The organism is Sphingobacterium sp. ML3W (genome assembly GCF_029542085.1).
GTDB lineage: Bacteria > Bacteroidota > Bacteroidia > Sphingobacteriales > Sphingobacteriaceae > Sphingobacterium.
This window is the reverse complement of record NZ_CP107036.1, coordinates 6,017,958-6,038,147: the sequence shown is the minus strand read 5'-3', so window position 1 is coordinate 6,038,147 and position 20,190 is coordinate 6,017,958. Positions and strand designations below refer to the sequence as shown.

13 protein-coding genes are annotated in these 20,190 nt (G+C 39.0%); 11 read left to right on the top strand and 2 right to left on the bottom strand.

Annotated features, from left to right (window positions below):
• Nucleotides 1–173 precede the first annotated feature (173 nt).
• From OGI71_RS24945 to OGI71_RS24935, 3 genes are all read left to right on the top strand, one after another.
• A complete protein-coding gene (locus OGI71_RS24945) occupies nt 174–2,804 on the top strand; it encodes a putative LPS assembly protein LptD (protein WP_282252805.1) in 2,631 nt (876 codons plus the stop codon).
• Nucleotides 2,805–2,949: 145 nt separating this feature from the next.
• Entirely contained in the window at nt 2,950–4,209 is a 1,260-nt protein-coding gene (locus OGI71_RS24940; RefSeq protein ID WP_282252804.1) for a competence/damage-inducible protein A, read from the top strand.
• Nucleotides 4,210–4,321: 112 nt separating this feature from the next.
• Nucleotides 4,322–5,671: a dihydrolipoamide acetyltransferase family protein gene (locus tag OGI71_RS24935; protein WP_282252803.1), complete on the top strand. Its 1,350-nt coding sequence runs from the start codon at nt 4,322–4,324 to the stop codon at nt 5,669–5,671.
• 126 nt (nt 5,672–5,797) lie between these two features.
• Here the strand turns inward: OGI71_RS24935 and OGI71_RS24930 are convergent, their stop codons facing one another.
• Nucleotides 5,798–7,171 carry an MATE family efflux transporter gene (locus OGI71_RS24930; RefSeq protein ID WP_282252802.1) on the bottom strand — a complete coding sequence of 458 codons (1,374 nt, stop codon included), beginning with the start codon at nt 7,169–7,171 and terminating at the stop codon, nt 5,798–5,800.
• 240 nt (nt 7,172–7,411) lie between these two features.
• Here OGI71_RS24930 and OGI71_RS24925 point away from each other — a divergent pair, with 240 nt between their 5' ends.
• From OGI71_RS24925 to OGI71_RS24890, 8 genes are all read left to right on the top strand, one after another.
• Nucleotides 7,412–7,930 (top strand): twin-arginine translocase TatA/TatE family subunit, encoded by a 519-nt coding sequence (locus tag OGI71_RS24925; RefSeq protein ID WP_282252801.1) that lies wholly within the window; start codon nt 7,412–7,414, stop codon nt 7,928–7,930.
• Nucleotides 7,931–8,016: 86 nt separating this feature from the next.
• Nucleotides 8,017–10,254, top strand: a complete 2,238-nt coding sequence (locus OGI71_RS24920) for a Tex family protein (protein ID WP_282252800.1) — start codon at nt 8,017–8,019, stop codon at nt 10,252–10,254.
• A gap of 130 nt (nt 10,255–10,384) precedes the next feature.
• The gene (locus OGI71_RS24915; protein ID WP_282252799.1) at nt 10,385–11,092 is read left to right on the top strand and encodes a hypothetical protein; all 708 of its coding nucleotides are present in this window, start codon (nt 10,385–10,387) and stop codon (nt 11,090–11,092) included.
• Nucleotides 11,089–11,364, top strand: a complete 276-nt coding sequence (locus tag OGI71_RS24910; protein WP_282252798.1) for a hypothetical protein — start codon at nt 11,089–11,091, stop codon at nt 11,362–11,364. The genes OGI71_RS24915 and OGI71_RS24910 overlap by 4 nt, the downstream gene beginning before the upstream one ends.
• A gap of 489 nt (nt 11,365–11,853) precedes the next feature.
• Entirely contained in the window at nt 11,854–13,365 is a 1,512-nt protein-coding gene (locus OGI71_RS24905) for a sulfatase (RefSeq protein WP_282252797.1), read from the top strand.
• A 595-nt stretch (nt 13,366–13,960) separates the two neighbouring features.
• Nucleotides 13,961–17,143, top strand: coding sequence for a SusC/RagA family TonB-linked outer membrane protein (locus OGI71_RS24900; protein WP_282252796.1), 3,183 nt, complete (start codon nt 13,961–13,963; stop codon nt 17,141–17,143).
• A 3-nt stretch (nt 17,144–17,146) separates the two neighbouring features.
• Nucleotides 17,147–18,694, top strand: coding sequence for a SusD/RagB family nutrient-binding outer membrane lipoprotein (locus OGI71_RS24895; protein WP_282252795.1), 1,548 nt, complete (start codon nt 17,147–17,149; stop codon nt 18,692–18,694).
• 100 nt (nt 18,695–18,794) lie between these two features.
• Nucleotides 18,795–19,220, top strand: a complete 426-nt coding sequence (locus OGI71_RS24890; RefSeq protein ID WP_282252794.1) for a tetratricopeptide repeat protein — start codon at nt 18,795–18,797, stop codon at nt 19,218–19,220.
• Here the strand turns inward: OGI71_RS24890 and OGI71_RS24885 are convergent.
• Nucleotides 19,217–20,122, bottom strand: a complete 906-nt coding sequence (locus tag OGI71_RS24885) for a glycerophosphodiester phosphodiesterase family protein (protein ID WP_282252793.1) — start codon at nt 20,120–20,122, stop codon at nt 19,217–19,219. The two genes, OGI71_RS24890 and OGI71_RS24885, sit on opposite strands and share 4 nt — an antisense overlap.
• Nucleotides 20,123–20,190: the final 68 nt, after the last annotated feature.

Here is a 20,190-nt window from a genome sequence, read left to right as displayed (position 1 = left end):
ATACAAAATGAGTCAATATTATTTCTTTAATAGATAACGATATTTAACATATTTTCTATTTGTTTTTTGACTAATTTTGTCCTTCGAAGTTTAACATTATTTCACAAAAATAACATTTGTCTTTAATTTTGAAGTCGTTAATCAACATTTTAACACTATTTATCATTCTTGCAATGGGCAATTCAACATTCGCTCAGAGCAATATTCCATTAAAACAGAACGGACTTCAAAGTAAGGACCCTGTCTCGGCGACCAGTAAACTGCAGGATACAACAAAAATAAAACCTGCTGATTCCACTAAATCCAGACAGGATACCACTAAGAAAAAAGGCAGTGGATTGCAGGCCGAAGTCAGCATTATCGCCGTCGATTCCCAAAAATCGGAAGTAGCAAAGAATATTAGCCATTTATATCGTGGTGCAAAAGTAAAGTATCAGGATTTTGAACTTTCCGCTGATTACATCCGACTCGACCGCAATCAAAAAAAGATTTTTGCATCAGGCATCTATGATAAAAGCGGCAAATATGTAGGTCGTCCTATTGTTATTATGGGAAATGGTGAATCTCCTAAAACAGTAGATTCCCTCTATTATGATTACGAAAAGCAGGAAGGGAATACCTATGGTATTATGACCGAGGTAGATGGAGGCTTTATCCAAGCCAATATCGTCCGAAAGAATATCTATGATGAGATGTCAATCTACAAGGGACTCTATAGTACTTGTAATTTACCAGAGCCACACACCCATTTTGGTATACATATATCCAAAGGGATTGTAACTAAAAATCAGATCATTTCCGGTCCTGCCTATTTAGTCGTGATGGGTGTCCCTATGCCTGTAGCCTTTCCTTTTGCATTTTTCCCTAAACCTGATAAAAGAGCCTCGGGATTTCTTTTCCCATCTTTTGGTGAAGATTATACGCGAGGTTTCTCCATGCGTGACATTGGTTGGTATCTCGCTTTCAACGATTACTGGGATAGTGAAATTAGGGGGTCATTGTATTCAAAAGGTTCATGGGAAGTCTCCATGAATACACGTTATACCGTTAATTATAAATTCAACGGTGGATTTAATATACGTTATGCAAATACGAAAACAGGAGTGGAAGGAACGAAAGATTACGGATCCAATAAAGACTTCAATGTAACCTGGAATCATACCCAACGTCAAGAAGCTAACCCGGGAACATCTTTTTCTGCTAGTGTAAACTTTGGTACCGCCTCCTATTTCCGCAATACAGGTACAGGAAGCAACCTAACCACCTATGAAAATCTTGCCCAGAACAGAATGGGGTCATCTATCAGTTATGGGAAAGTGTTTGCCGATGGAAAAGTAAATCTAACAGCAAGTTTAACCCATAGTCAGAATATGGCTGACAGAAGTATTCAGTTAAGCTTACCCAATATTAGCTTAAACGTTTCTTCGTTCAACCCCTTTGACAGCAAAGATCGTGTAGGCGAACAAAAATGGTATCAACGTATCAATGTTGGTTATAGTTTTCAGGCACAAAATACAGTCAATACCAAAGACAGCTTGTTATTTAGTTCTGGAGGTTTCAAAAGGTTCCAGAATGGTTTCCAGCATAACATTCCGATCAGCTTATCTCTTAACGCATTTAAATACTTCCAATTCAATACCAGTGTAAACTACACCGAACGTTGGTACTTACAAAGTACCAGACAACGTATTGATAACACACCGGCAGGTTATAAACAACGGCTTGATACACTACAGGGATTTAATCGTGCTTACGATTATTCTGTATCTACTGGTCTTTCGACCAAGATATACGGTATGTATCCAAAGATCGGAAAGATCGAAGCGATCAGACATGTGGTTACTCCATCAATCAATTTTAACTACAGACCAGATTTCTCAGACCCACGTTATGGGTTCTATCAACAATATAATGATCAATATGGCAATCGTAACGTATACTCCATCTTTTCGCAGGGAGTATATGGCTCACCTTCTGCAGGAAAATCTGCAGGCATAGGCTTCTCAATTGACAACAATATCGAGGCCAAGGTGAAGAGCAAATCTGACACTACCGACGGTGGCTTCAAAAAGATACCAATTCTTCAAGGTTTAACCTTCAGTGGAAATTACAATTTTGTTGCAGATTCATTAAAACTATCACCGATAACTTTCTCCGGTCGGACAGCATTTTTCGACCAGAAGATGAATGTAAACTTCAACGGTACATTTGACCCTTATTCGGTAAATGAGAATGGTGTCCGCGTCAACAGATATGCGATTAAAGATGGAAGTTTGGCCCGTCTGACAAATTTTGGTTTATCCTTTGACTATAGCCTAAATCCGAAAGCGGCCAAATCGCGGGGTGACAACATCGATTCACTAAGAAAGCAAATGTCCAATGCTGGAATGACCCCAGAGCAAGCACAAGCTTTAGCCCGAATCAGTTCAGACCCCAATGCTTTTGTAGACTTTAATATTCCCTGGAACCTAGCGGCTTCGTTCAGTTTTAATATGTCCAAGTTCTTTAATACGAGTACACGACGCATGGACAATCAGATTACTAGTACGCTGAATTTACATGGGGATTTTAGTGTTACGCCTAAATGGAAAGTAACATTTCAATCTGGCTACGATTTCAAACAAAAAGAAGTTGTCATGACTTCCTTCAATATTTATCGAGATTTACACTGCTGGGATATGTCCTTTGGATGGATGCCATTTGGACGATATCGAAGTTATAATGTCACCATTCGAGCAAAGGCATCAATATTGCAAGATCTCAAATTGACAAAAAGAGCAAGTTCTGGAGGCAGTTATTTTTAAAATAACTGCTTTTTTTATATAATTAATCCCGTATACACCCAAAAATTCAAACCCGGTTACTACGCGAAAAGGACCATCTTTAAATTCTTTTAATCAAAACAATTTTAGCGTATAGTTGATCCGTAATTTTATGTAAGTTTATACTATGAAAGCAGAAATTATTACGATTGGAGATGAGATTCTGATAGGCCAGATTATCGATACCAACTCCGGCTGGATTGCACAACAATTAGGAAAATTCGAGATAGATATTGTCCAGATGACATCCATTCCCGACACGGAGGAAGCTATTTTCAATACTTTAAAAGACGCATCCACGAGAGCCGATTTAATTTTAATTACCGGAGGGCTTGGTCCAACTAAAGACGATGTTACAAAAAAAACCGCGGCAAAATATTTTGGCACTACATTAATCCGTGATGAAAAAGTGCTTCAACATGTAACAAGTTTCTTTGAATCCCGCAATATGGAAATGCTAGAGATTAATCGACAGCAAGCCGATGTTTTGGCAAACTGTGAAATATTATTCAACGATTATGGTACAGCTCCAGGTATGTTGGTTTCCGATGCACAAAAACACTATATTTTTATGCCCGGTGTACCATTTGAAATGAAGCATCTAATGGAACAGCGTGTCTTCCCTTTGATCGAACAACAAAATAAAGATATCTTCATCCACCACGAAACCTTACTTGTAGGTGGCATTGGAGAGTCTTATCTTGCTGAAGAAATAAAGGATATTGAAGAAGAACTTCCTTCAACTATTAAATTGGCCTATTTACCCACATTAGCTTTTATTCGCCTACGGCTTTCCGGAAAAAGTAAAAACAAAGCTGATATTATTCAAGAAGTAAAGCTCTTTAAGAGCAAACTTTTGAACCGCTTAAAAAATTATGTAATTGCTGATTACGACACCACTATTGAAGCATATTTAATTAAGCAGTTTACTCAACAGCGACTTACCTTGACTACAGCTGAAAGCTGTACAGGCGGAAGTCTGGCGGCTTCATTAACAGCAAATCCCGGAAGTAGCGAAATCTTCGTCGGAGGAACAATCCCCTACTCCAATAGACTAAAACAGCAATTGCTAAACGTCAATGAAACAACGTTGGAGCAATTTGGCGCTGTCAGTGAGCAGACGGCCATAGAAATGGCTGCAGGTGCAAAAGCAAAATTTAACACGGACTATGCCATTGCGACAACAGGAATAGCCGGCCCGGGCGGCGGTTCTGTTGAGAAACCTGTCGGGACAGTCTGGGTGGCGGTAGCTGGAAAAAAAGAAGTGATCACAAAGAAGTTTCAATTCAACAATGATAGGCGCATAAACATCGAACGTACGCGCATGAATGCGCTTCTCCTGCTCTGGAAACTACTGGTAAAAGAAGAAGGGTCAAAATTCGAGTAACTTAAAATAAAATTTTAATAAAATCGTTTTTTAAGGAATAATATTTCAAATTGTTGAAAGTAAACCACAATTTAATTAACTTCGTTTTTCTATAACGAGATTGCTAAAAAATATGGCTTTATATAAACTCTTACTTCCAAAAATGGGAGAAAGTGTATCGGAGGCAACAATTACCAAATGGTTGAAACAACCTGGTGACCTGATTGAAGAAGATGACACTTTATTGGAAATCGCAACAGATAAAGTTGATTCAGAGGTACCTTCTCCTGTAAAGGGAATTTTGAAGGAACAACTTTATACTGCAGACCAAATCGTTCAGGTTGGTGATGTTGTTGCAATTATAGAAATAGAAGGAGATACCGAAACAAGCGAACCCACTGTTCAATCGCAGGAGAGCCTAGCTGATCAACCTAAATTTTCAAGTGAAACTACCAATCTCGAAATACCAGGTATAGCGCAATTGAGTAGTCCGGTCGAAGAAACAACACATACACATTACGAACAAGGTGTCCGCTTTTATTCGCCGCTAGTAAAAAACATCGCACGTCATGAGGGATTATCTCAGGAAGAACTTGATCGTATCCAAGGCACAGGAGCCGAGGGTAGAGTTACGAAAGAGGACATCCTGTTGTACGTAGCCAATAGAGGTACTCAGCAAAACACAGATCATGCGAAACCGACAAATGTTCCAATGATCAAAAATGAACCTACTCAAGTTACGCCGACTCCAACAGTCCACACCGTTGTAAATGGTAGCGACGAAATTATTGAAATGGATCGTATGCGACGCTTGATTTCAGATCATATGGTCAAGAGTGTCCAAGTATCCCCGCATGTTTGTTCTTTTGTGGAAGCAGATGTAACCAACCTAGTTCTATGGCGCAATAAAGTAAAAGATGCGTATAAGAAACGTGAAGGGGAAAATATTACGTTCACACCACTATTTATAGAGGCCATTACCAAGGCTTTAAAAGACTTTCCTTTGGTTAATATATCAATAGATGGTTATAATATTATTAAAAAGAAAAATATCAATATCGGTATGGCCGCAGCGCTGCCAAACGGCAATCTCATCGTACCGGTAATAAAGAATGCTGATCAGTTGAGTCTAGTAGGGCTAAGCAAATCAGTGAACGACCTTGCACAGCGTTCACGGGCAAATAAATTAAAACCCGATGATACCCAAGATGGGACATTCACATTCACCAACATTGGTGCTTTTGGTAATATTATGGGAACCCCTATTATCAATCAGCCCCAAGCGGCGATATTGGCAGTCGGTACAATAACAAAGAAACCCGCAGTAATCGAAACAGAATACGGTGATATGATCGGAATCCGACATATGATGTATCTGTCCCTGTCCTACGATCACCGTGCAATAGATGGCGCCCTAGGCGGTACATTCTTGAAACGGGTTGCAGACTATCTCGAAAACTGGGATAGCAACAGAGAAATTTAACGGCAACAGTATAGTTATAAAAAAGTTGCTGTCCAAAAGGACAGCAACTTTTTTATTTAACTCCATATATATTCTCACGGGAATATACTTTCAGCTATATTAAGGTGTGTTTATCTTCCACAGCTCTTATAATATGCTATTTTCAAATTGAAGCTTCTTTCTTTTGATCACTAATTGGAACCGTAAATAGAGCAGCACCGATGAAGTCAATAAACCCAGGGTCAAGCCGTACCAGATTCCTTTAATACCCCAATCAAAAAGTATTCCCATCACATAACCACTTGGCAGCCCGATAATCCAATAAGCAATAAAAGTGATGATTGTAGGGATATTCACATCACCCATACCTCTCAAAACGCCTAGTCCAACGACCTGTGTGCCATCAAATAATTGAAAAAGACCCGCAATGATCAATAATTGAGCAGCAATAACGACCACCGCCTTATCAGAAGTAAAAATATAAGGCAGATAATTATTGAAAATCGCAAACAATGACGCCGTAATCAACATAAAGATCAAAACCAACTGATAGGAAGTTATGGCAAAACGCTCCAAGCGGAACAGGTTTCTATTTCCATAGCTATTGCCTACTTTAATCGTTGCTGCTGCGGCAATACCACTAGCCATCATATAGGTCATGGCTGCCAATTGGATCGCTACCTGATGGGAAGCTTGTGCCGTAGCGCTGATCGTTCCGGCCAGTAAAGATGCCCCGGCAAACGCACCAATTTCAAAAACATATTGCATTGCAACAGGTGCGCCGATCCGCAATATTTTCCCTAGCCTTACCTTGTCTATTACTGTAATTTTAAAATGTTGTATATAGCCCTTAAACTTTTGCGATCGCAACACATAGGTCATCATCACCGCCATCATCAAGATACGGTCAATCAGCGTACTATATCCAACCCCTTTTACACCCATCGGCGTAATTCCGAACATCCCCTTGACAAATATAATTGCCAATATAATATTGAGTACGTTTCCCCAGATGGTTACATTCATCGCTTGCTTGGTAAAGCCCAGACCTTCGGCAAATTGCTTAAATGTACTGAATACCATCAGCGGTAACATAGAAAGACTTAAAATCAGTAAATAAGGTTTCGCCTCCTTTACAACAGCCGGATCCTGATTCAGATGATCAATTGCAAGCATAGAACCAAAATAGACCAAGCAGAACAACAATATGCCTGTAATGATGTTCAACCAAAAGCTATTCGATAATAATACAGCGCACTCCTCCTTATTATCGCGACCATTTTCCTGTGCGATCAATGGTGTGATCCCATAGGCAATTCCCAATCCGACCACCATAACGATCATAAATACAGCGTTCACCAAAGACACCGCGGCCAATGGAATCGTTCCAGCAAAATGTCCGACTATAACGCTATCCGCTGTATGTACCAATGTATGTCCCAATTGTGAAATAACAACTGGACCGGCCAATACGATCGTACTTTTATAATACGGCTTGAATGTTTTAAATTTTCCCAACATAATCAATTCCTCAAAAAAATAGGCACAAAAATACAAAGATATTTCCGCTCTATCGTCATATTAAAAAATATTTAGCAAAAATATAACAAAATTTACTCACCAAATACAGCTTCTTTGTTAAGTAATTTTTATGTTTCAAATACCTTAAAATTATCTTAAATTTACCTGTTAGTCTAAGAACTATAGAAATATAAGTGTAACTTAGCATCTAGTTAGTAATCAAAAGAAGAGGAAAAGAGTATGTACAATCCAGTAATAGCATTTCTAAACATCGGAACACAGGAGATGATTTTAATCGTGTTTGCGATCTTGCTACTTTTTGGTGGCAAGAAGCTTCCCGAATTGGCAAGAGGTTTAGGAAGAGGGATACGAGAATTCAAAGATGCATCCGAAGGCATCAAGCGTGAGATTTCAGATCAGATCAATAATTTTGAAAAAGACATAGACGTTAAGACAGAAGTCAAAGAGGAAACCGTTCCAAATGATGTAAAAGTTGCGGAAGAACAAGCCAAAGCTGAGCAAGAATCCCCGTCAGTAGAAACTGCCGAAAGCTCAGAATCTGAACCAGCGAAGAAAAAATATGAATTTACAACTCCTGCGGGAGTCGTGGAACACAATCCACATAAGCAATTAGATTACGGAGAGGAACCTTCTCATATCACTTACGGATACAATGACCACTTTGCTGAGGCCAAAAACAACGAAGGAGAAGAAAAGAAACCTACAGAAAAAGAGGAAAACACAAACAAACCTGCGTAACTCCATTGCATTAATTTATAATTAGATATTTCATAGAGCTGTTGAATGGTTATTCAACAGCTTTCCTTTTTAAAGTAAAATCTACAATGAGCTTATTATCACACGAAATTACTATTGCTAACGAGCTATCCATAAGCGAAAAACAGGTTCGCACGACAATCCAACTATTAGAAGAGGGCGCTACTGTTCCATTTATCTCCCGTTACCGGAAAGAAATGACAGGGAGTCTGGATGAGGTCCAGATTACAAATATCAGAGATCGTTCTCAACAACTGAAGGATCTGGATAAACGTAAAGAAGCTGTTTTAAAATCCATCAATGATCAGGGTAAATTGACACCTGAACTTGAACAACAGATCATGACAGCCGAGACGATGGCGAATCTGGAAGACATCTATCTGCCTTACAAACCCAAACGTAAAACAAGAGCTAGTGTTGCACGTGAAAAAGGATTGCAGCCACTAGCAGATCTTCTTTTAGCGCAGGACAAAACAGATTATCTGGAACTTGCAAGTTCGTTAATAGATGCAGAAAAAGGAGTCAATACGAGCGACGAAGCTCTAGCCGGAGCAAGAGACATCATTGCTGAAATCATTGCCGAAGACGCGACAGTACGATCCAAATCAAGAGCGATATTCCTAGAAAAGGCTGAATTCGTGTCCAGAGTGATTCCGGGAAAGGAAGAAGCCGCTATTAAATACAAAGATTATTACGAATGGTCCGAGTCGCTAAAAGACGCCCCCTCGCACCGCGTTTTAGCAATGCGTCGTGGCGAAAAAGAAGAATTACTTTATCTGGATATCGACATCAATGAAGAAAATATCCTTCCGACCATTGAATCACTTTATATCAAAGCATCCAACGATGCTGCCGCACAAGTGAAATTGGCCTTGACAGATAGCTATAAGCGATTATTGAAACCTTCTATGGAAACAGAAATCCGTGTATTGACCCGTCAAAAAGCGGATGAGGAGGCAATCAAAGTTTTTGCGGACAATGTTCGTCAGCTACTTTTAGCAGCTCCATTGGGACAAAAAAGATTACTTGCAATAGACCCCGGTTTCCGAACTGGATGTAAAACTGTTGTATTGGACGAGCAAGGCCAGCTGAAAGAAAATACGGCAATTTTCCCACATAATGGAGCAAATGGACTTGCCGAAGCACAAAAAACGATTACATATTTAGTCTCAAAACACGATATTCAGGCCATTGCGATTGGTAATGGAACGGCAGGTCGTGAAACTGAAGACTTTATAAAAAAACTAGGCCTCAACAACGTGACTATCGTTATGGTCAATGAAAGTGGCGCTTCGATCTATTCTGCATCAGAAACAGCACGCGAAGAGTTTCCGGATCACGATATCACCGTACGTGGTGCAGTATCGATCGGAAGAAGATTAATGGACCCATTGGCCGAGTTAGTTAAAATTGACCCAAAATCAATTGGTGTTGGCCAATATCAACATGATGTAGACCAAAACAAGTTACAAACATCGTTGGATGATACCGTCATCAGCTGTGTAAATGCGGTAGGTGTAGAACTGAATACCGCCTCAAAACAGATATTATCATACGTCTCTGGATTAGGACCATCTCTAGCGCAGCAGATCATTAAATATAGAAATGAAAACGGCCCATTTTCCTCACGCCGAGAATTGAAAAAAGTACCTCGACTTGGAGACAAAGCATATGAACAAGCTGCAGGTTTCCTTCGGATAAGACATGCTGCCAATCCATTGGATTCCTCTGCTGTACACCCCGAGCGTTATGCATTGGTCGAGCAAATGGCAAAAGATCTGGGTAAAAAAGTAGAAGATTTACTCAAAGATGCTGAATTAAGAAAATCCATCCCGTTAAAAAATTATATCTCTGCGGAAGTAGGCCTACCAACTTTAAATGATATTCTTAATGAACTAGCCAAACCTGGTCTTGACCCAAGGGAAAAGTTCGAAGCCTTTTCATTCACTGAAGGTGTCAATAGCATTGGCGATTTACGTATTGGAATGAAACTTCCCGGTATTGTGACCAACATAACCAACTTTGGCGCTTTTGTTGATATTGGTGTACATCAAGATGGCTTAGTACACCTAAGCCAACTGTCCAACCGTTATATCTCCGACCCACATGAGGTGGTCAAAGTACAACAACATGTTACAGTCACGGTTACAGAGGTGGATGAGAAACGTAACCGCATCGCTTTATCTATGAAAACAGATGAAAAACCTGTTCTTCCAAAGAATAAAAGAAATGAGGGCAAAAGACAGCCAGAACCGGAAACAGATATGGCAAGTAAACTTGCTGCATTAGCTAGTAAATTCAAATAAATCATATTATACCGTTAAAAAAGCTGATTCTTTAATAAAGAATCAGCTTTTTTTATTAGTCTACAATCCCCAGTATACTATTCAACATTTTTATTTTGTATCTTTAAAAGACAACATGCTTTGATTTGTTATGAGAAACTGTATTTTACTATTGTGCTTATCGCTTGTAGCTGTACATTTCCAAGCTAAGGCACAACTCGCTGATGGCGCATATATTTCCACGGCAGGCACTACCAAAAACCTAATTTTGATCAAGGATCACTACCTCTCTTTCATACAGTATGATGATACCAATAAGCATTTTGGTTCTACTTGGGGTGGCGCAATCCGACAGAAAGACGACGGGATCAGTGTAGTTATCGAATATGATACGAAAGATAGTACTGATATCGGAAAATCAACCAGTTTGTATGTTAAAAACGAAAAAGGTGCCATCCAAATAAAGTTGCCTGATTCCAACAAGATTTTTGTCAAACAGAAAACCATCACCCAAGATTTAGATGCTTTGTGGAGAATTACGGGTAGACAACAAGATGCAAAGATGCACGAAATCCCGAAAGCAGATCGTAAAACAATAAAGATTCTGGTCGACGGTTACTTCCAATGGATTGCCATTAATCCGGCCCAAAAAGGATTTTATGGAACCGGTGGCGGACGCTACAGTTACAAAAACAATCGTTACACTGAGACAATACAATTCTTTTCAAGAGACAATAATAAGGTGGGGCAAGAACTCAATTTTAACGGGAAGCTGGAAGATAACAAATGGCATCACAGTGGAAAAAGCTCAAAAGGTGATGATATTTATGAAATCTGGAGCAAAGAATTAACAAAATGACAATAGAAGAATTTCAATTGTTAGATCATCCAATTCATCACTGGTCCGCTGTACAAAAATCATTGTGGTATGACAAAAAAGGAGATTGGAAAACCGCACACGATCTCATCGATCAGTTAGATGGTGTTGAAGCAGCTCACGTACATGCTTATCTTCACCGTAAGGAAGGGGATCCCTGGAATGCCCGCTATTGGTATAATCGAGCTCGACAGACTGTATATACAGGCAGTCTAGATGCCGAATGGAACGAATTGTTTCGATTATATTTCTAACCAATCTAACCATCCTTGTTTTTTTATTAAACAGGGATTTATTTTTTAGTCCGAAGTTCTTCCCGCTCTTATAAACCCTTCTTTCTAAAATACTCCAATTCTGTTTGACATGAATTTTATTTGCAGCTGGTTTACGGAGGTAAACCAAAATATTCTATTAATTATCACAAAACAACAAAGTATAGTATATTCATATTGCCAGGACAAATTGAAGACGCTATTTGAGTAACAAAAATAACACAAAAGAAAAACAGCAGTAGACCTGAACGCAAAATGGCATGAATATTGAATATAATTTTCTATACTTCAAAAAGTATACTTTTCATAAATTTAGGTTAATAATTGGTTAGGTTAAACACCTGAGGTTCCCCACTTCAGGTGTTTTTTTTATCTCCTACCGATGAACACATCAACTAAATAAAGGCTATATTTATTCCTGATTCAATAAACCAAACATCTTTTTTTATTATGAAGTTCAGATTTATCACTATGGGACTAGTTTTACTGGGAATGTATAGTCAGGCCCTTGCGCAAAATAAGCCCAATGTGGTTATCATCATATCAGATGATCACGCTTATCAAACCATTGGGGCCTATGGTTCAAAGTATGGAAAAACGCCGCAAATTGATCGTATTGCTTCCGAAGGTGCGATTTTCAACCATGCATACGTCAACAATTCCATTTGCGGTCCTTCCCGCGCGACTTTATTAACCGGAAAATACAGCCATAAAAATGGTTTCAAGGACAATGAAACCTCTGAATTTGATTTCAATCAGGATTTATTCGTCAAACAGCTGCAACAGGTGGGATATCAAACGGCTTGGGTAGGTAAAATACACTTAGGTGATAAATTACAGGGTTTTAATTACTATGATATATTAGTAGGACAGGGCACTTATTTTAATCCAGATTTCATCAGTAAAGAAGGACGGAGGAATACGGAGGGATATGTATCGGATATCGTCACCGATAAGGCTATAAACTGGTTGGACAACCTGGATAAAAAAGATCCATTTTGTTTAGTCATCGGTCATAAAGCAACCCATCGAACATGGATGCCCGACCCGAAGGATTTCGGCAGTTATGACAGTATCAGATTTGATATACCGCCTACTTTCTATGACAACTATGACAGTCGCGACGCAGCCAAGCTACAAGAAATGTCAATCGACAAGGATATGAAGATGGGCTATGACCTCAAAATGTTCAACTCATTAGAAGAAATGATGAATGATGGTAATTTCAAACGAATGAACCAAGATCAGAAAAACAAGTATATCGCCTATTATCGACCAATTTATGAACAGTTAAAGCAATCCAATCTGAGTCAAAAAGATCTTGCAAAGTGGAAATATAACAGGTATATGATTGATTACCTCAATACCGCTCAATCTATGGATCGCAATATAGGTAGAGTACTAGACTACTTGGACCAGAGATCTCTCCGCCAAAATACCATCGTGATCTATCTTTCAGATCAGGGATTCTATATGGGCGAACACGGTTGGTTTGATAAACGATGGATGTACGAAGAGTCATTCCGGACACCGATGTTAATGCGTTATCCCCCAATGATTAAACCTGCGACAAAAATCGAAGCAAAATTGGTGAATGCTGATATCGCTCCCACCCTACTCGAGTTGGCGGCAATCAAAACGCCTGTTGACATGCAGGGAAAATCCTTTGTCCATGTCCTAAAAAACACAAAAGAAGAGCATCGCAAAGACCTATATTATCATTATTTCGAAAATGGAGAGCATGCTGTGAGTCCTCATTTTGGTGTCAGAGATGATCGCTACAAGCTGATTCGTTATTATAAACGTATTGAAAACTGGGAGCTTTTCGACCTCCAAAAAGATCCAAATGAACTTCGAAATGTTTATAAAGACCCAACCTATCAGCCCGTCGTCACTAAGATGAAACAAAAACTCATTGCGCAAATCCGACAATTTGATGATAGGGAAGCCGAGACAATCTATAAAGTAAACATTGACCATTAAAACAAAAAACAGGGCATCCATAACCGAGATACCCTGTTTTATTTCAGACCTTCATCCCATTCTTGTTAATCCGCAAGGAAATCCCCTCTTCCAATGTATTTTTCCATAAATTAGCCATAGTCTCCATCTTATAAACACTCTTCCGGCAAAAATAAGTTACTAGCTAAACATTAGCTTATATACCCATAGCGACACTTCATTCATACGTTATGAATACTTAAACTATACTGTATCTATAAGACAAAGGTGCCTTGTTGGTATTCCATTAGTACTATAAGAGTAATTGCATCGAGCCAACAAGTATATTTTATGGCAAAGATATCGCTCAGTATTCCATTGAAGTTACAATGGTAGTCTCAGCTAGCCAGCGAGTTTATTATGAACATTCTGACATCGTATTTACGAAAAAAACAAAAAATAAAGTATAGTTATTAGATGGATTTTATATATTTGCATTAACATTTTTTAACACATGAAAATCAGTGCAATACATATACCTGTAAAACGAATGCTTCTAGGAGATGTTTTCCAGTTCGATTCAAACGATCTCCTATAACCACAAACAAAAAAATCCACTCATTATCATTAAATTAATATGGCAAAAAACAATATAGATTTTGTCGTACTGGCAGCGCTTTGCTTAAGCACGGGCACGCTATACGCTCAATCTACCATAAAAGGAAAAGTAGTCGACAACAACAACGCCCCTATTCAAGGTGCAACGATTACAGAAATAATAAGCAAAAAACAGGTGCAAACGGATGCAAATGGCCTATTCGAATTACCATCAAATGGTAATTCCATCAGTATCCAGGTTCAATATATTGGTTTTGATTCCAAAACTGTCCAAACCAATCCCGGCGGACTCACAACAATCCAGCTTTCACCAACGAGTTCCCAATTGGATGAAGTTGTAATAACCGCCTTGGGTATTTCGCGCGAAAAGAAATCATTAGGATATGCAGTCCAAGAAGTCAAATCTGTTGAACTTCAAACACGTCCCACTAACGCGCTCAGTGCGCTTTCCGGGAAAGTAGCAGGTCTTCAGGTGACTACTTCAGGAGGCAATATGGGGGGATCCTCCCACGTTTTGCTTCGGGGTATCAATTCAATTGCGGGAAATAACCAACCGTTATATGTTATTGATGGTACTCCAATTGATAACACCGATTTAAACTCCTCATCTACAATAAACGGAAGCGCAGGCAAAGACGTTGGTAATATGATACAAGATATCAATCCTGACGATATCGATAACATCTCCGTATTAAAAGGTCCGTCGGCTGCTGCCTTGTATGGTTCTAGAGCCGCTAATGGTGTTATATTAATTACCACAAAGCGTGCATCAAAGGGGGAAAAGATAGATATTTCGTTAAACACTGGCGTTGATTTTGAGAATATTGTCCGACTTCCAAAAAGACAACATTTATACGGTCAGGGTTACTCTACTGCTTTTCAAACGCAAAATATCAATGGTACAGACTACAAAATCGTAGATTATGCTGCAGATGAAAGCTGGGGTCCTAAACTCGATGGTACACCTGTCTTACAGTGGTATAATTTAAACCCTGAAGACGAATCCAATTACCTGAATCCGTCGCCATGGCTTTATCCAAAAAATGATGTCAGTTATTTCTTTCGGACTGGTGTAGCCAATACCAATAATTTTGCTATCGCCGGCAATAGTGGAAATACAAATTACCGATTTTCCTACACCAACAAAAATGTAAAAGGAACAACTCCAAATTCTAGTTTAGGTCGTAATACGTTTAACTTTTCGGGAGGAACACAGCTGGGCAAATTGAAAATCAATTCTAATTTCAACTACATCCGCAACGCATCCGTAGGCCGCCCATGGACAGGTGCATCCAACAGAAATATTATCCTCGAGGCATTCCAATGGGGAGCAGTACAAGTGGATTACAAGATATTGGAAAATTATAAACGTGAGGATGGAACTCCATTAGCATGGAACCGTAGCGGTTGGCAAAATACACCCACGGACGAAGCAACAAAATTCATAGACAATCCTTATTGGTCAGCTTACGAGTCTTATATGGAAGATAATAGGGACCGCTTTTATGGAAATATTGGCTTACAATATGACTTAAATAGCTGGCTTTCCTTAGGAGCTAAAGTACATGGCGATATTTATTCATTCCAATCTCAGGACCGTATCGCTGTATACTCTCGAAGCGCTTCACAATATGAAGAGACAAGTAATAAACTAAACGAATATAATTATGAATTTTTAGCTACAGCCAAAAAAAACTGGGATAAATTCTCACTTATTGGAAATATCGGAGCCAATCTTCGTGACCAGCAGCGCAAGCAAGATTATGCCATTACGCAGGGCGGTCTAATTATTCCAAATTATTATAATTTAAGAAATGCCAATTCAGTCGAAATTAAAAACTATAAATATCATAGACGCATCGCATCTGTTTATGGAAGTTTTTCCTTGGGCTATAATGATTTGCTATACCTAGATGGAACAGTGCGCAATGACTGGTCTTCAACATTACCAACAGATAACAACTCATTTATATATCCTTCCTTAACAGGTAGTTTTGTTTTTAGTCAATTAGAAGCATTCAAACAATTGGATTGGCTAAGTTTCGGAAAAATACGTTTAGGATGGGCGCAAGTCGGAAATGACACAGATCCTTATCAACTGTATAAGGTCTATGAACCTGAGCAATCATATGAAGGGCAAGCTTCCTATGGCCTCCCGAGTATTAAACCAAATGCTAATTTAAAACCAGAAATTACCAGTTCTTGGGAAACAGGTCTGAACGTGCAATTGTTCAAAAATCGCTTAGGATTTGATATAACCTACTACAACAATAATTCTAGAAATCAAATCCTTCCTGTTCCTGTTTCTTCATCTTTTGGATACGCAAGCAAAGTATTTAATGCGGGGAAAATTAATAACAAAGGTCTCGAAATTGTTCTTAATGGTACGCCAATCAAAAATGAAAACTTTACTTGGGACGCTACAATTAACTGGGCCAAAAACAAAAACAAAGTGATCAAATTAGACGATCAGGTAAATACATTGAGTCTAAGTAATTCGTTAGTTGAATTAGTCGCACGTGAAGGTGAATCTTATGGACAATTTTTAGGCTATGATTTTGTGTATACTAAAGATGGACAACGCGTTATACAAGCAGATGGAACTTATATGAAGACCTCCCAATTAGTTCCACTAGGATCAATTCTACCTGATTTCACTTTTGGCTTTCAAAATAGCTTCCGCTACAAAAACTTTAGCTTGGGATTTTTAGTATCAGGTCGTGTCGGTGGTAACTTCTTCTCCCAAACCTATAAAGTTGGTATGTATTCAGGCATCCTGGACAAAACAGCGGCTAATAATATCCGTGAAACGGGTGTTATTTTGGATGGTGTCAAAGGAAATGTTACGTTCCATAGTGACGGAAGTTATGAGGTGAAAAACGTCGAACAAAATACCACCAATATTACAGCACAGCAATGGGCGCGCAATGAGTACAATGGTCCGACTACTTTTTCCATTTTTGATGCCACTTATGTTAAACTGAGAGAAGTGACACTGGGTTATAATTTCAAATTAGCCAATGCCAAAGTCATTAAAAATATTGGGGTCAATGTCTATGGCCGTAATCTTTGGAATATCTATACCAAGAGTAAATACATTGATCCTGAATTCACCTCCAGTGGCGGTAATGTACAGGGTATCGAAGGCGGTGCTATTCCATTGCCTGTTACCTATGGTTTTAATGTCAATCTTAAATTCTAAAAAATGAAAATATTAAATATACTATATACAACAGTAATCGGTATTTCCTTTGTCGCATCTTCATGCTCCAAGTCCAAGTTTGCTGATATTAATACCGATCCCAATCGTCCCGCCACCGTCACAACTCCAACAATCTTGGTAACTGCCGAAAAGCAATTGGTTAATGCCTTACGAAGCGAAGAGGTCAGCTTACGTGGAGCACAATTATTTTCACAATATTTTGCCCAAAATATTTACACTGATCAATCACGTTATCAAATACCAACGAGTTATTCCGACAACTACTGGACGGCAACTTACAAAGCATTGAATAACTTAAATGATATTATCAAACTCAATACCAATGAAAGCACCAAAGCGATCGCAGCAGCTGGAACGGCTGGCACCAACGCGAATCAGATTGCTATAGTGAGAATTCTTAAATCTTATGCTTTTCAGTCATTAACCGATGTTTTTGGTAATATTCCCTATGAGTCCTATGGCAATAAAGATGCTGATTTTGAAGCCCTGCAACAGGACCCAGACAACTTAACGCCTAAATATGCAAGTCAGGAGAAAATCTATAAAGATATTCTAAACGAACTGCAACAAGCGGCAGATACACTTCTTAAATATCCAACTGTCAGGACTTTTGGATCTTCGGATATTATCTACCAAGGATCCAATGCCAGTTGGGCAAAATTCGCCAATTCACTACGTTTGCGTGTGGCCAATCGCATGAAAGCCAAAGATGCCGCATTGGCAGCGACCCATATTGCCGATGCGATAAAGAAAGGCATATTTACCACCAACAGCGACAATGCCGTATTTAAATATTCTAAAACTCCACCCAATGAGGCTCCACTATTCCGAGCCACTGTGACAGCCAAACGGCAAGATTTCGCCATTTCAAATGTGCTTATCGAAGCTCTACAAGGCACACGTGGTCCCTTTAAAACTGTAGACCCTCGCTTGTCTAAATTCGCAAAACCAACATCCTCAGGAAATGCCTATTTCGGCCAGCCGTATGGGCTTCCCTTAGCCGCCGGCAATCTCTTTCCTGTAGCTAAAATCTCACTCCCGAGCGATATTATTAATGCTGCAGATTATGGCGAAGTACTCTTAGAATATGCCGAAGTAGCATTTCTTCTGTCGGAAAATAACAATTGGGATCAAACTAACTATGAGAAAGGAACCCGCGCTTCGCTGGAAAAATGGGGGGTATCACAAGAAGATCTAAACAGCTATATCAGCAAACTACCAGCTGCCAATAAAGAACATGTGCTTTCTCAAAAATATCTGGCACTTTTCAATCAGAGTATAGAAGCTTGGTCAGAAATCAGAAGAACGGGCTATCCACTATTTCTCATCAAAAAAGGAGATGTTACCTGGAGTGGCACTATCGATGGCAAACCCGTCACCTATACCTTTAATCCCGAAGTTGGCGATGCCATACCAAGTCGTTTGGTGTATCCATTGAAAGAACAAAGTACAAATAAATCAAATTATCAAGCAGCCCTTGCACAACAAGGAGATGATGTGATCAACACCAAAATATGGTGGAATAAATAAAAAAGTATTTTCTACGCATTTGAACACCTGAAGTTTAAGATTTCAGGTGTTTTTTTTCAATTATTTCATAACTTCGTAAAGACCATTAAGAAAGAATGCCATGGATGATCAAATATTAGATAAAATCGACCAACTGAGTGAAGAGGGAAATGCTTATTGTGATGAAGAGAACTTTCGCGAAGCAATTAGGGTTTGGACTGAGGCGCTCAATTTAATCCCTAGCCCGCAAAATGTCCACGCTGAAAGTCTTTGGCTGGAAGCCTCCATTGGGGATGCTTATTTCTTAGAGGACGACTTCGAAAACGCACTTCCACACTTTGAAAATGCCAAAGGCAATATCATCGAGAATGCCTATGAAAATCCATTTATCATGCTGCGATTAGGACAGTGTTATCTGGAAACAGCCAATACAGAGTCTGCACAAGAATACCTTCTTCGCGCCTATATGATGGAAGGAAAAGAGATTTTTGAAGAGGAATCACCAAACTATTTTAATTTTCTGGCTGATAACGTCGAATTGGATTAATCTATTGCATCTGCGACTTCCATGGGTAAATCAGATTCGAGAATAGATGCCCCCTGTGCGAATATCGCCCTATATTTTTCCTTTCTTTCTTCTTTCTTTGTTAGCTTGTCATAAGTTGGCGCTGACGAAATCATACACATCACCCCCTTTTTATTAAAAAAGCGATACATTTCTGCATTCGATTCTCTTAAATCAGGACCAATATAGACAATCATTCGATCATAGGGCAATCCCGAAGCCTTAAATTTAGCTAAGGCTTCCTGATCTTTGATATGCATAGACATATACTGATCTGGATTTTGTGTTAAATAGTAGGCTGCCTGCTCAACGTTATGTACGGTTACCCAAACCCAGCTATATGCATTATGCTTTCGCAATATAGCTGCGGTCGCTGACAGCGGTAAATCTTTCTTATCAAGATTTAAAATGGTTTTCCCTTTTGCCCATTCAATCACTTCATCAAGGGTATTTATAGGATATTCGGTGACATTTCCAGCATGGTCTTTCAGACGAAGTTTACGCAATTCAGCCCAGGTATAATCCGATACCCGACCAACCCCATTTGTCACACGCTCCAAGTTTGCATCATGAAGTAATACCGCAACACTATCTTTCGTATAGCGTGGATCTATTTCAAAAATTGCTTGAGTTTTACGTAACACAGCCTCAAAAGCCGCAATAGAATTTTCAGGAAGACCATCTTCTATCGTCCCACGGTGACCGCTTATGATTTTCTTTCCTTCAGCATACTTAAAGTATGCGCGCATGGCTTCCACAGATTCAAACTTCAGCCTCTGATTGCTCTGGGCAAAAACTTTCGCATATAATAAACTTGAGAAAAATAATAATAGAAATACAGAAATCGTTTTCAACCGTATAGCATTGTGATCTGAAGCAGCCATCTACTTATTTTATTATAGAAATATGAGTTGCTAAAATAGCATTCCTATATCAATAAATCGTAAACAAA

Excerpts from the sequence above, each read along its gene's own strand:
- OGI71_RS24945 (WP_282252805.1), top strand. The coding sequence starts at position 174 with ATGGGCAATTCAACATTCGCTCAGAGCAATATTCCATTAAAACAGAAC.
- OGI71_RS24940 (WP_282252804.1), top strand. The coding sequence starts at position 2,950 with ATGAAAGCAGAAATTATTACGATTGGAGATGAGATTCTGATAGGCCAG.
- OGI71_RS24935 (WP_282252803.1), top strand. The coding sequence starts at position 4,322 with ATGGCTTTATATAAACTCTTACTTCCAAAAATGGGAGAAAGTGTATCG.
- OGI71_RS24930 (WP_282252802.1), bottom strand. The coding sequence starts at position 7,171 with ATGTTGGGAAAATTTAAAACATTCAAGCCGTATTATAAAAGTACGATC.
- OGI71_RS24925 (WP_282252801.1), top strand. The coding sequence starts at position 7,412 with ATGTACAATCCAGTAATAGCATTTCTAAACATCGGAACACAGGAGATG.
- OGI71_RS24920 (WP_282252800.1), top strand. The coding sequence starts at position 8,017 with ATGAGCTTATTATCACACGAAATTACTATTGCTAACGAGCTATCCATA.
- OGI71_RS24915 (WP_282252799.1), top strand. The coding sequence starts at position 10,385 with ATGAGAAACTGTATTTTACTATTGTGCTTATCGCTTGTAGCTGTACAT.
- OGI71_RS24910 (WP_282252798.1), top strand. The coding sequence starts at position 11,089 with ATGACAATAGAAGAATTTCAATTGTTAGATCATCCAATTCATCACTGG.
- OGI71_RS24905 (WP_282252797.1), top strand. The coding sequence starts at position 11,854 with ATGGGACTAGTTTTACTGGGAATGTATAGTCAGGCCCTTGCGCAAAAT.
- OGI71_RS24900 (WP_282252796.1), top strand. The coding sequence starts at position 13,961 with ATGGCAAAAAACAATATAGATTTTGTCGTACTGGCAGCGCTTTGCTTA.
- OGI71_RS24895 (WP_282252795.1), top strand. The coding sequence starts at position 17,147 with ATGAAAATATTAAATATACTATATACAACAGTAATCGGTATTTCCTTT.
- OGI71_RS24890 (WP_282252794.1), top strand. The coding sequence starts at position 18,795 with ATGGATGATCAAATATTAGATAAAATCGACCAACTGAGTGAAGAGGGA.
- OGI71_RS24885 (WP_282252793.1), bottom strand. The coding sequence starts at position 20,122 with ATGGCTGCTTCAGATCACAATGCTATACGGTTGAAAACGATTTCTGTA.